Origin of the sequence: Blautia sp. AF14-40, from assembly GCF_003479665.1 — a bacterium.
GTDB classification, from domain to species: domain Bacteria; phylum Bacillota; class Clostridia; order Lachnospirales; family Lachnospiraceae; genus Fusicatenibacter; species Fusicatenibacter saccharivorans.
This window is the reverse complement of the sequence record NZ_QUHK01000006.1, coordinates 131,662-145,107: the sequence shown is the minus strand read 5'-3', so window position 1 is coordinate 145,107 and position 13,446 is coordinate 131,662. Positions and strand designations below refer to the sequence as shown.

Below are 13,446 nucleotides of genomic sequence, written 5' to 3'. Positions count from 1 at the left end.
CTTTGCGAGGAAAGGGGTAATCAAATGCCAGAAACAGCAAAAAAAGAAAATTACCAGATGAGCTTTGATGCCATCAAAATAGGACTTGCCTCCCCGGAGAAAATCCGGGAGTGGTCCCATGGCGAGGTAAAAAAACCGGAGACCATCAACTACAGAACGCTGAAACCGGAAAAAGACGGTCTGTTCTGTGAAAGAATCTTCGGACCAAGCAAAGACTGGGAGTGCCATTGCGGTAAATATAAGAAAATTCGCTACAAAGGCGTAATCTGCGACCGATGCGGCGTAGAAGTAACAAAATCCAGTGTGCGCCGTGAGCGTATGGGACACATTGAGCTGGCAGCTCCGGTATCCCACATCTGGTATTTCAAAGGAATTCCGTCCCGTATGGGACTGATCCTGGATCTGTCTCCGAGAACTCTGGAAAAGGTTCTGTATTTCGCAAACTACATCGTTCTTGATGCAGGCGATACCAAATTACAGTACAAACAGGTTCTGACCGAGAAAGAATACCAGGATGCCAGAGAGGAGTTCGGAAACAGCTTCCGTGCAGGTATGGGTGCGGAATCCATCAAAGAGCTTCTGATGGCAATCGATCTGGAAAAAGAGTCTGCTGAATTAAAGGCAGGTCTTAAAGATTCTACCGGACAGAAGAGAGCCCGCATCATCAAGAGACTTGAGGTTGTTGAGGCATTCCGTGAGTCCGGAAACCGTCCGGAGTGGATGATCCTCGATGCGGTTCCGGTTATTCCGCCGGATCTGCGTCCTATGGTACAGCTCGACGGCGGACGTTTCGCAACATCCGACCTGAATGATCTGTATCGCCGTATCATCAACCGTAACAACCGTCTGAAGAGACTGCTGGAGCTCGGTGCACCGGATATCATCGTGCGCAACGAGAAACGTATGCTCCAGGAGGCAGTTGATGCCCTGATCGACAACGGCCGCCGCGGCCGTCCGGTAACCGGTCCTGGAAATCGTCCTCTGAAATCTCTGTCCGATATGCTGAAAGGTAAATCCGGCCGTTTCCGTCAGAACCTTCTTGGTAAACGTGTTGACTACTCCGGCCGTTCTGTTATCGTCGTAGGACCGGAACTGAAGATTTACCAGTGCGGTCTGCCGAAAGAAATGGCAATCGAGCTGTTTAAACCGTTCGTTATGAAAGAGCTGGTTTCCAACGGCACTGCACATAACATCAAAAATGCAAAGAAAATGGTCGAGAAACTCGAGCCGCAGGTATGGGACGTTCTCGAGGACGTCATCAAAGAGCATCCGGTTATGCTGAACCGTGCTCCTACCCTGCATCGTCTGGGTATCCAGGCGTTCGAGCCGATTCTGGTAGAAGGTAAAGCGATTAAGCTGCACCCGCTGGTTTGTACCGCATTCAACGCCGACTTCGACGGTGACCAGATGGCTGTCCATCTGCCGCTGTCTGTAGAAGCGCAGGCAGAGTGCCGTTTCATGCTTCTTTCTCCGAACAACCTGCTGAAACCGTCCGATGGTGGTCCGGTAGCCGTTCCTTCCCAGGATATGGTTCTTGGTATCTACTATCTGACACAGGAGCGTCCGGGCGAGAAGGGCGAAGGAAGCTTCTTCCGCGATATGAACGAAGCCATCCTGGCATACGAGAACGGATACATTACCCTGCAGACCAAGATTACCATCCGCTGCGAAAAAGAGATGGAAGATGGTACTGTAATGCAGCAGAACGTAAGTTCCACACTCGGAAGATTCCTCTTCAATGAGATTCTGCCGCAGGATCTGGGATACGTAGACCGTACGGTTCCGGGTAACGAGCTTGCGCTTGAGGTTGATTTCCTCGTTGCAAAGAAACAGCTGAAACAGATTCTGGAAAAAGTCATCAATACACACGGAGCTACCAAAACCGCAGAGGTTCTGGACTATATCAAGGCAACCGGATATAAATACTCCACCCGTGCAGCCATGACCGTATCCATTTCCGATATGACCGTGCCGCCGCAGAAGCCGGAGATGCTCGCCGAAGCACAGGCAACGGTAGACAAGATTACAAGAAACTTCAAACGTGGTCTGATTACAGACGAAGAGCGTTACAAAGAGGTTGTAGATACATGGAAGAAGACCGACGATGCGCTGACAAAAGCACTGCTCGACGGACTGGATAAATACAATAACATCTTCATGATGGCTGACTCCGGAGCCCGTGGTTCCGATAAGCAGATCAAACAGCTGGCCGGTATGCGAGGACTGATGGCCGATACAACCGGACACACCATCGAGCTGCCGATCAAGTCAAACTTCCGTGAAGGTCTTCAGGTACTGGAATACTTCATGTCCGCACATGGAGCACGAAAAGGTATGTCCGATACCGCGCTTCGTACCGCCGACTCCGGTTACCTGACCCGTCGTCTGGTAGACGTTTCTCAGGACCTGATCATCCGTGAAATCGACTGTGCCGAGGGCAAGGACGAAATTCCGGGTATGTGGGTCAGCGAGTTCACAGACGGAAAAGAGCAGATCGAGAGTCTGCAGGATCGTATCACAGGCCGTTTCTCCTGCGAGACGATCAAAGACAAGGACGGCAACGTCATTGTAAAAGCAAACCATATGATCACCCCGAAACGTGCTGCCCGTGTCATCAAAGACGGCATCAACGAGAACGGTGAGCATTATACAAAAGTAAAAATCCGTACCATTCTTACCTGCCGTTCCGGTAACGGAATCTGCGCAAAATGCTATGGTGCCAACATGGCAACCGGCGAGGCAGTACAGGTTGGTGAGTCTGTCGGAATTATCGCAGCACAGTCGATCGGTGAGCCTGGTACACAGCTGACCATGCGTACCTTCCATACCGGTGGTGTTGCCGGTGGAGATATCACACAGGGTCTTCCTCGTGTCGAGGAGCTTTTCGAGGCAAGAAAGCCGAAAGGACTTGCCATCATCACCGAAATCGCCGGTGTTGCACAGATCAAAGACACCAAGAAGAAACGCGAAATCGTTGTTACCAATCCGGAAGACGGCGTATCCAAGACATACCTGATCCCTTACGGATCCCGTATTAAGATCGCAGACGGAACTGTTCTGGAAGCCGGAGACGAGCTGACCGAAGGTTCTGTCAACCCGCACGATATCCTGAAGATCAAAGGTGTACGTGCCGTTCAGGATTACATGATCCGCGAGGTACAGAGAGTTTACCGTCTGCAGGGTGTAGAAATCAACGATAAGCATATCGAGGTTATCGTTCGCCAGATGCTGAAGAAGATCCGCATCGAGGAGAACGGAGATACCGAATTCCTTCCGGGCGACATGGTAGACTTCCTGGATTACGACGAGACCAACAAAGCTCTGATCGCAGAAGGCAAAGAGCCGGCAGAAGGAAAACAGGTACTGCTTGGTATCACCAAAGCATCCCTGGCATCCGATTCCTTCCTGTCCGCAGCATCCTTCCAGGAGACCACCAAGGTTCTGACCGACGCTGCTATCAAGGGTAAGGTTGACCATCTGGTAGGCCTGAAAGAGAACGTTATCATCGGTAAACCGATCCCGGCCGGTACCGGTATGAAGTGTTACAGCAACATTCATCTGAATACCGACAGCATGATCGAGGAAGAAGAGGACGAGGATCTGATTCTGACCGAAGATCTTGAGGACGATGCTCCGGCAGCTCCGATGGCAGAAGCTCCGGTTGAAGAGCCGTCAGCTGAAGAGGAAGAGCCGATGCTCGACTTCGACTTTGAGGAAATGATTCCGTCAAAGAATGATACCGAGGAGTAAACCCTTCAACAAATAATAGCAAGGATTCTCCCACCTCTATAGGTGGTGAGATGAATTGCAAATAAGAAAGTTAACGGCAGTGGCGGGCGGAGAGAAATCGGTATCCCCCACTGACATGAGGCAAACCACAGTCAGCATTCTGCTGACATGTCAGACTCTGTGAAATTACCGACTGTGGATTGAAACAAGGTTAAAAAATAAATATGTCATTTGTGAAAAGCAGAGAATTTTCGGTTCGCCGGGGTCTCTGCTTTCCTTGTGTTTTCGGGAGCATTTTGTTACAATGGAGACAGAAAAGAGGGAAGCCTATGTGGATAAAAAAATTACCTGGCATCGTGGCAAATGCGGCGGTACTGATTCTGGATATATTTGTGATTCTGATGATTGCAGCGCTGTTTCTCCACCAGCAAACGGCGGGAGAGCGTGTGAAAGAGACGATTACGCGTTTTTCCACGACATCGGAGGAGTATTATTCCGAGGGAGAGGCATACAGCCAGAAGAGCGACCGGGTGCATACGTATGCGGTGAAAGAACAGTCTAAATAAGAGGAAAAGATGAGGTAAACTATGCTCCAGAAGTGGAAAAGAAAAGGAAAAAGATTCCGCCATGTGGAAAAAGACGGAGAAGAAACGATGGAGCTTTCTGTGAAAATACGGGCGGCAAAATTTCGTGATCTGCCGATGAGTCTGCGGATTCTGATCGTGAATCTCAGTCTGTTTCTGATTCTGTGCGCCGTATTTTTTATGGCGGGCGCGTATTTGTATGCACCGCAGGCGGCAGGACGGAATTACATGGAAGCATGCCTGGCAGGAGACTGGAACAGTGCATACGATGTATGCCAGTTCCCGGACAGCACGTTTCTGTCGCGGAAGAACTACGTCAATGCAATGACCTGGAAAGCAAAACAGGACGGCACTGACGGGCAGGAAACACCGGAGATCAAGAGCTTTTTCATGCGCAGAAAACAGAATCTTGAGACCGGGGAAAACAGGATTTATACTGTGCGGTACACGTTAAAAGGCGTGAGCGACTCGCAGGAAGAAACATTGGAGATCGCCGCCGGGGATACCGTAAAATGGAACTTCAAAGAGTGGTACGTTGTGCCGAAAGACAGCTGCGTGACGGATGTCGAAATCACCGTCCCGGCGGATGCCTCGTTCTATCTGGACGGCGTGCAGGTCGGGAAAAAGTATTTAAAAGAGACGGCAGATAACGTCAGCATCTACAAAATCCCGTATCTCTTCCTCGGCGGCCACACCATTGAACTGACCGAAAAACAGAAAGACCCATACCGCGAGATCATCCTCGTGCAGGACAACAGCAGCATGGAATTCCTGCCGGATTTAAAACTCAACGATTCCATCGGCAAAACCATCGCCGACCGCGCAGAAGAGTCCCTGGACAAGGTATTCACAGCCGCAGCCGCCGGAAAATCCTTCAGCACCATCAAAAACGAATTTTCCGTCGACACCGCCGTACAGAAAACCGCCAAAGAACAGTACCAGCAGCTCTGCGATGCCTACCTGAACAGCGACACCAACACCGGAATCACCAGCATCACCGTGAGCAGCGTCTCCACAACCGTAACCAACGAATCCAACCAGATGAAGATCGAAACCAACGTGACCGCTGCGATCGAGCGACGAACCCGTTTCCTCCATTTCTTCCGCAAAACCAAAATAGAGACCGTCACCTGGAAACTCGAGTCCGTTGTGACGCTGGAAAACGAAAAATGGGTGATGGGCAGCGATTTCCTGAAGGGCGTTGAGCTGTCGAAGTGATTTTGAGAAAACGGTTGATATTTCTGAGAACTCTGCGTACAATAGAAATACCAAGAGAGAAATCTCTTCCTAAAATAGGACATGAGGCATAAGGTGTTTGCTTCCGTTGTTCTGGCAACGTTAAAACTTTGCAGTTACTCTTAAGCAGAGAGGATAATCAGGCTGGACAGGTGAAAGACCTGTGATTTGGTGGCAAAGCACCAGAAAGAAACCAGGTTTTTTAAAAGAGAGTGACAAAGAGTGATTTTGTATCCGCTTTTACCATGGGTGCAGAGTCACTCTTTTTTTGTGACAAGATGTTAAGAAACGATAAACATTAATTTACCAGAAGTGGAAAAATGTAAGAATTTGTGCCTTGCATCTTAGGTCAGATCACGTTATGATAGTAAGTAGAAAAATGTCGAAAAACGTTTGTGTTACGATGGAAGAAAGTTCCGCAAAGGGGCGGGACGATGGAGTATAAACAGATCATATGGAAAGAAAATCATTGAAACAGAGAAGAAAGCAGATGCGCCGCAGACAGATGATGCAGAAAGTATCACGGATTTCCCTGTGTGTGGTAATCGGCCTTCTTTTTCTTGCGCTTATCTGGAAATTTGCGGGAGCGCAGCTTGCGAAAAAAGGAATTGTACTGAGTAATGACACAGCCGCAAAGACGGTGAGCGAGACGGCGCCGGAGGCGGAGGACGGATCGGGAAATGCGGGAATTAAGAAGCTTGCGGAGACCACGCCGCCGAATGAGACGCCGGGATGGCAGTACAGCTCGTCGGGCTGGTGGTACGCAACGGATGCCACAACGTACTACGTCAACGGCTGGGCAGATATCGACGGAAACCAGTACCATTTTGATTCCAATGGTTACATGGCGACCGGCTGGAAAGCGATCGGCGGAAAAGGCTGTTACTTTGATGACCAGGGTGTTTACCAGCCAGACCGCAACGGCTCGATGATGGTAGCCCTGACCTTTGATGACGGCCCAGGCGTCTATACCAGCACGCTTCTCGATACGCTGGAGCAGTACGGGGCACAGGCGACGTTCTTTATGCTCGGCAGCAATGTGGAAAAATACGGTGCAGATGTGATCCCGCGCATGGCGGCGATCGGCTGTGAGCTTGGAAACCACTCCTATGCGCATCCGAATATGAAAGAACTGAGCACCGACGACGGCCTTGCCCAGTTCCAGATGACGGATGATCTGATCGCCCAGTACAACAACGGACAGGGTGCAACTGTCATCCGTTTCCCGTATGGAAACAGCACCGATGAACTGCTCGCATCTATCGGCCGCCCGAGCATCATGTGGGATGTCGATACCCTGGACTGGCAGACAAAAAATGTACAGGCAAACATCAGCGCCGTTCTCGACAGTGTAAGCCCGGGAGACATTATCCTGATGCATGATATCCACGAGACGACCGTAGAATCGTGTGCAACGATCGTGCCGGAGCTGATCAACCGCGGGTATGAGCTTGTCACGATTCATACTCTTGCAGCGGCAAACGGCGTGGATCTTGCAGCGGGAGAGACGTATTACGGCTTCCATGGCGGAACGACAAACGAATAGAAAACAGAATAGAAAAACGACAAAGAACCGCCGGTTTACTCTCAAATCAAGAGTGAACCGGCGGTTCTTATGTCATTTTATGAAAATTTATTTCATTGCCGCTCTCTTACGAAGTCTGGAATCCAGCTCTTTCTTACGGATACGTAAGGAAACCGGAGTAACCTCAAGAAGCTCGTCCTTGTCGATGAAGTCCAGAGCCTGCTCCAGGGAAAGGATTCTCGGCGGAGTCAGACGCAGTGCCTCGTCGGAAGAAGAAGTACGGGTGTTGGTCAGGTGCTTCGTCTTGCAGACGTTCAGCTCGATATCCTCGGCCTTACCGTTCTGTCCGATAACCATACCGGCGTAAACCTTCTCGCCAGGTCCGATGAACAGAGTACCGCGCTCCTGTGCGGAGTACAGACCGTAGGTAACGGACTCGCCTGCCTCGAAAGCGATCAGGGAACCCTGTTTGCGGTATTCGATGTCGCCCTTGTACGGTGCGTAATCTTCAAACTCGGTGTTCAGGATACCCGTTCCTTTGGTGGAGGTCATGAAGATTCCACGGAAACCAATCAGGCCTCGTGCCGGGATTTCGAACTCCAGACGGGTGGAACCATCGCTTGCGCGGCTCATGCCGTGAAGCTCGCCTTTACGCTCGCTGAGGAGCTGGATGACAGTACCGGAGAACTCATCCGGAACGTCAACGTATGCGATTTCCATTGGCTCGAGTTTGCGTCCGCGCTCGTCCTCTTTGTAGATAACCTCTGCCTTACTTACTGCGAACTCATATCCTTCACGGCGCATGTTTTCGATCAGGACGGACAGATGCAGCTCACCACGGCCGGAAACCTTGAAGCAGTCTGCGGAATCAGTCTCCTCAACGCGGAGAGAAACGTCAGTGTTCAGCTCACGCATCAGACGATCACGCAGGTGGCGGGAAGTTACGTATTTACCTTCTTTACCGGCCAGCGGGCTGTCGTTTACGATGAAGTTCATGGAAATAGTCGGCTCGGAGATTTTCTGGAACGGGATGGAAACCGGGTTGTCCAGATCGCCGCAGAGAGTATCTCCGATGTGGATATCCGGGATACCGGAAACAGCAACGATAGAACCGATGCCTGCCTCAGTAACCTCTACTTTTTTCAGTCCGTCAAATTCATACAGTTTGCTGACCTTTACTTTTTTCTTCTTGGTCAGATCGTGGTGGTTGACCAGCATAACGTCCTGGTTCACGCGGATCGTTCCGTTTTCAACTTTGCCGACACCGATACGTCCAACGTATTCGTTGTAGTCGATGGTACTGATCAGAAGCTGTGTGCCAGCTTCCGGATCACCGGTCGGAGCCGGGATGTATTTCAGGATGGTCTCGAACAGAGGAGTCATATCCTTCGGGGTATCGTTCAGATCGAGTACCGCATGACCCATCTTTGCGGATGCGTACAGGAACGGGCAGTCAAGCTGCTCATCGGATGCATCGAGGTCCATCAGAAGCTCAAGAACTTCATCGATTACTTCATCCGGGCGTGCCTCCGGGCGGTCAATCTTGTTGATGCAGACGATGACGGACAGATCCAGCTCGAGTGCTTTTTTCAGCACGAATTTGGTCTGCGGCATAGCGCCCTCAAAAGCGTCTACGACCAGAATAACGCCGTCTACCATTTTCAGAACTCGCTCAACCTCGCCGCCGAAGTCCGCATGGCCCGGGGTGTCGATGATGTTGATTTTCGTTCCCTTGTAGTAAACTGCTGTATTTTTGGAAAGAATGGTGATTCCACGCTCACGCTCGATATCGTTCGAGTCCATGACACGTTCCTGAACCTCCTGGTTGGCACGGAAGACACCGCTCTGTTTCAGAAGCTCGTCTACCAGTGTGGTTTTACCATGATCGACATGGGCGATGATGGCAACGTTTCTTACATCTTCTCTCGTTGTTTTCATTTCTTCATTCCTCTTCCTATGGTTTGACCCTGCCGGGTTCAATTTTTCAAAATTTCAAGCCGGCCGGGAATGTTTATCACAGCACAAAGGCAGGTGCCTTGCCGTTTTGTCTCTGCTGGATGCCTGCCTATCTGAACTATTATAGCACAGAACAGAGAAAAAAAACAGGGAAGATGTGACATTTTTTGTATTGCAATGGTAGAAAATACGAAGCATGTGGTGCGGTTTTTACAGAAACATATACAAAAAATTGGGCAGAATGCTGATTTGAATAGAAATAAAAAAATCTGGAAAAAAGTGGTTCTGAAAAAGAAATGTGGTTCATACATTAGGATTATAGATCAGCAAAGTACCGATCAGAAATCAATATTCAGAAAGAAAAGACAAAGGAAGGGGATTTTCATTATGGCAGACAAGATGATTGAAAACAATCAGGTGGTTATCATGGGAGAGATTGTCTCCCCGTTCACATTCAGCCATCAGGTATTTGGAGAGGGATTTTACCTCGTCGATGTGATGGTCAAGCGGTTGAGTGAATCGCAGGACATCATTCCGGTGATGGTCTCCGAGCGGCTGGTGGACGTATCACAGGATTACCAGGGTGAGTGGATCTGCATCAGCGGTCAGTTCCGGTCCTACAACCGCCACGAGGAGAAGAAGAACCGTCTGGTACTCTCCGTATTTGCGCGGGAATTAAGCTTCGTGGAGGAAGAGGACGATTCCGTCAAATCCAACCAGATTTACCTCGATGGATACATATGTAAACCGCCGGTCTACCGGAAAACACCTCTGGGAAGAGAGATCGCCGACCTTCTGATCGCGGTCAACCGTCCGTATGGAAAATCAGATTATATCCCGTGCATCTGCTGGGGACGGAATGCGCGGTATGCCTCTGCGTTTGCCGTGGGCGGCCACGTTCTCATCTGGGGACGGATCCAGAGCCGGGAATATATGAAGCGGCTGAGCGAGACGGAAATGGAAAAGCGGACTGCATATGAGGTTTCGGTGAGCAAGCTGGAATATAGTGAGAGTTAAAGCGCGATCCGCTGTTGACAAGAAAATTTAATGATGCTATAGTAAAAGCAGAACTGAAGTGGATAGAGGTCGCATTACTTCAAGAGTACCTTTTCGGATGCCTCAGCAGCAAAAGAAGAAGAGGAAAAGGGAAGAATGCCGAAGGACATCCGGCGCTGAACCGGTATGCTCCTGGGCGCAGGTTGAAAAAATCTGCGACTGTCATCGAGAGATGGAGAGCTATCTGATCATAGATACTGCGTATGTGTGAATTTGGAGGCGATCTTATCTGGGATGAGGCGCCTCTTTTTTAAACGGAAAGTGAAATTTTCCGTGGGAGATAAGCTCCGGCGACTGATTTCTTATGGTTTTATCTGACACAACATACAGGAGGAAAAGAGAATGTCTATTTTTAAAGGTGCAGCTGTTGCAATTATCACACCGATGACCGAAACACAGGAAGTGAATTACGAAAAACTCGGAGAACTGATTGAGGAGCAGATCGCCGGCGGAACCGACGCCATCGTTATCTGCGGAACCACCGGTGAGGCTTCGACCCTGTCCCATGAGGAGCATCTGGATGCCATCAAATATACCGTGGAAAAAGTAAATCACAGAATCCCGGTAATTGCAGGAACCGGCTCCAACAGCACGGAGACAGCAATTTATCTGTCTCAGGAAGCAGAAAAATACGGCGTGGACGGACTTCTTCTCGTTTCTCCGTATTACAATAAAGCAACACAGAAGGGCCTGATTGCACACTTTACCGCAATCGCAGACAGCGTCAAAGTGCCGGTCATCCTTTACAACATTCAGGGCAGAACCGGCGTAAACATTGCACCGGAAACGATCGTCTATCTGTTCAACAACGTTGAGAATATCGTTGCAGTCAAAGAGGCTTCCGGAAACATTTCCCAGGTCGCAAAAATTATGCAGCTGACCGATGGAAAGATCGATCTGTACTCCGGAAACGACGATCAGGTTGTGCCGATCCTTTCCCTTGGCGGAAGCGGTGTAATCTCCGTTCTTTCCAACGTAGCACCGCGTGAGACCCACGACATGGTACAGAAATTCCTCGACGGCGATGTGGCCGGATCCAGAGAAATCCAGCTGAGAGCACTGCCGCTCATCGATGCGCTGTTCTGCGAAGTAAACCCGATTCCGGTAAAAGCAGCGCTGAACCTGATGGGCAAAGAGGTTGGCCCGCTTCGTCTGCCGCTGACCGAGATGGAGCCGCAGAACCAGGAGCGCCTGGCAAAGGCTATGAAAGATTTTGGAATCAAACTGGCTTAAGTTAAGAATACACGAAGTAAAGAAGGAAAAAGACAATGGTTAAAATTATTATGCATGGCTGCAACGGCCATATGGGACAGGTCATCACCGGCCTGGTAAAAGAAGATGCAAATGCAGAAATCATAGCCGGAATCGATATGAACGACAACGGCCAGAACGATTATCCGGTATTCAAAAGCCTGGCAGAATGCGATGTTCCGGCAGACGTAGTCGTTGACTTTTCTTCCTACAAGGCAGCCGACGCACTGCTCGATGCCTGCAAGGAGAAAAAACTTCCACTCGTCCTCTGCACCACAGGCCTCACCGAGGATCAGCTCAAAAAAGTGCAGGAGACCAGCAAAGAAATCCCGGTTCTCCGCTCTGCAAATATGTCCCTTGGTGTGAATACGCTGATGAAACTGGTACAGGCAGCTGCAAAAGTGCTTGCCGAAGCAGGCTTTGATATGGAAATCGTGGAGAAACACCACAAACTGAAATGCGATGCCCCGAGCGGAACCGCCATCGCCCTGGCTGACAGCCTGAATGAGGCAATGGACAACCAGTACCACTATGTTTATGACAGAAGCCAGCGCCACGAGCAGCGTGATCCGAAGGAAATCGGAATCTCTGCCGTACGCGGCGGCACGATCGTCGGAGATCACGATGTCATCTTCGCAGGACCGGACGAGGTTGTTATCCTTTCCCACAGGGCATATTCCAAAGGAGTTTTCGGAAAAGGAGCTGTAGAGGCTGCAAAATTCCTGGCTGGAAAACCGGCTGGCATGTATGACATGCAGGATGTCATTGCTGCGAAATAAGGCAGAAACAGGGAAAAAGTGAATAGAAACCAGAAAGTGCGCAACGAAAATGCGAAACGTTGCGCACTTTTTCTTTTCTTACAACGGGATTTTCGGAATTGAGGAAGTTATTTTGCAGAATATTTGGCAGAATACACAAGAAAAAATACGGAATATCAAAAGAGAACGTGAAAATCGCAAACGGTAATGGAAAAATCAATGCGCAACAAGGTAAAACGCTAAAGTTGCGCATTTTGCACAAAAAATAGTAAAACAGTATATTTCGACAAGAAATATCTTATAAAAACTGCGAATTGTAAACAATATGCCGAAATGATATGATAATGGCACAAAGAAAAATAAAGAGTTGAGCAACAAAAAAGTTGCGCAAACAAGAAAGGGAATGAGAAGATGAAAAAGAATGGTTGGAAAGGGTTTTGCAAAAAGCTCTACAAGTACCGGGTATTTCTTCTGATGCTTGCACCGGCAGTAATTTATACCCTGATTTTTTCCTACTACCCGATGACAGGAATTGTAATGGCATTCAAAAAATACTCCTACGCAGGAGGTATCTGGGGAAGCCCGTGGAACGGATTTGATAACTTCAAGTTCTTCTTTAAATCAGGACAGGCCGGACTCGTTACCAGAAATACCGTGCTGTATAATCTGGCATTTATTGCGATCAACACGACGATGCAGATTGCCGTTGCCGTGCTTCTGACCGAGATCCGCAACAAACATTACCGTAAGATCACACAGTCGCTGATGTTTCTGCCGTATTTCATTTCCTGGGTTATCGTAGGAGTTATGGCATTCAATATTTTCAGTTCCGACTACGGTTTTCTAAACCGACTGATTGAAACCTTCGGTGGAACACCAATCAAGTTTTACACGACACCAAAGGCATGGCCGTTTATCCTTGTCTTCTTTAATGTATGGAAGGGAATCGGATACGGTTCTGTTATGTACCTGGCAGCGATTATGGGAATTGACACTTCGATTTATGAAGCAGCCCGCATCGACGGAGCAAACGTGTTCCAGCGAATTTTCAAAGTAACAATCCCGATGATCATGCCGACCACAATCATCCTGCTTCTGCTATCCGTCGGAGGCATCTTCAAAGGAAACTTTGATATGTTCTACAACCTGGTTGGAAGTAACGGTCTTCTGTACAACTACACCGATGTAATTGATACCCTGACGTTCCGTGCCTTAATCAGCAGCAACGACTTCGGAATGTCCGCAGCTGTTGGTCTGTATCAGTCGGTACTGTGCTTTATCACTGTCGTAATCGTAAACAAACTGGTTGGTCTTTATGATAAAGACTACACCTTATTCTAGGAGGGATGAA

Annotated in this window: 9 protein-coding genes and 1 riboswitch; of the genes, 8 read left to right on the top strand and 1 reads right to left on the bottom strand. The window is 49.2% G+C overall.

Annotated features, from left to right (window positions below):
- Positions 1–24 precede the first annotated feature (24 nt).
- The 4 genes from rpoC (at position 25) to DWW13_RS06895 (ending at position 7,095) form a co-directional block, all read left to right on the top strand.
- Positions 25–3,750: a DNA-directed RNA polymerase subunit beta' gene (gene rpoC / locus DWW13_RS06910; RefSeq protein WP_118719660.1), complete on the top strand. Its 3,726-nt coding sequence runs from the start codon at positions 25–27 to the stop codon at positions 3,748–3,750.
- 308 nt (positions 3,751–4,058) lie between these two features.
- Entirely contained in the window at positions 4,059–4,295 is a 237-nt protein-coding gene (locus DWW13_RS06905; protein ID WP_055266947.1) for a hypothetical protein, read from the top strand.
- A 21-nt stretch (positions 4,296–4,316) separates the two neighbouring features.
- Complete coding sequence (locus DWW13_RS06900; protein WP_118719658.1) at positions 4,317–5,531, top strand: hypothetical protein; 1,215 nt, start codon at positions 4,317–4,319, stop codon at positions 5,529–5,531.
- A gap of 487 nt (positions 5,532–6,018) precedes the next feature.
- The gene (locus DWW13_RS06895) at positions 6,019–7,095 is read left to right on the top strand and encodes a polysaccharide deacetylase family protein (protein ID WP_158568314.1); all 1,077 of its coding nucleotides are present in this window, start codon (positions 6,019–6,021) and stop codon (positions 7,093–7,095) included.
- Between the two features lie 87 nt (positions 7,096–7,182).
- Here DWW13_RS06895 and typA read toward each other — a convergent pair whose 3' ends face one another.
- Positions 7,183–9,012, bottom strand: a complete 1,830-nt coding sequence (gene typA, locus DWW13_RS06890) for a translational GTPase TypA (protein WP_055220803.1) — start codon at positions 9,010–9,012, stop codon at positions 7,183–7,185.
- A gap of 405 nt (positions 9,013–9,417) precedes the next feature.
- On the opposite strand from typA, the gene DWW13_RS06885 reads away from it, so the two are divergent.
- The 4 genes from DWW13_RS06885 (at position 9,418) to DWW13_RS06870 (ending at position 13,436) form a co-directional block, all read left to right on the top strand.
- Positions 9,418–10,047 carry a single-stranded DNA-binding protein gene (locus DWW13_RS06885; protein WP_055220802.1) on the top strand — a complete coding sequence of 210 codons (630 nt, stop codon included), beginning with the start codon at positions 9,418–9,420 and terminating at the stop codon, positions 10,045–10,047.
- A gap of 55 nt (positions 10,048–10,102) precedes the next feature.
- Positions 10,103–10,277: riboswitch (Lysine riboswitch) on the top strand.
- A 151-nt stretch (positions 10,278–10,428) separates the two neighbouring features.
- Entirely contained in the window at positions 10,429–11,319 is an 891-nt protein-coding gene (gene dapA, locus DWW13_RS06880) for a 4-hydroxy-tetrahydrodipicolinate synthase (RefSeq protein WP_022461866.1), read from the top strand.
- Between the two features lie 35 nt (positions 11,320–11,354).
- Positions 11,355–12,116, top strand: coding sequence for a 4-hydroxy-tetrahydrodipicolinate reductase (dapB, locus tag DWW13_RS06875; RefSeq protein ID WP_022461865.1), 762 nt, complete (start codon positions 11,355–11,357; stop codon positions 12,114–12,116).
- Between the two features lie 390 nt (positions 12,117–12,506).
- A complete protein-coding gene (locus DWW13_RS06870) occupies positions 12,507–13,436 on the top strand; it encodes an ABC transporter permease (RefSeq protein WP_022461864.1) in 930 nt (309 codons plus the stop codon).
- The last annotated feature ends 10 nt before the right edge of the window (positions 13,437–13,446 follow it).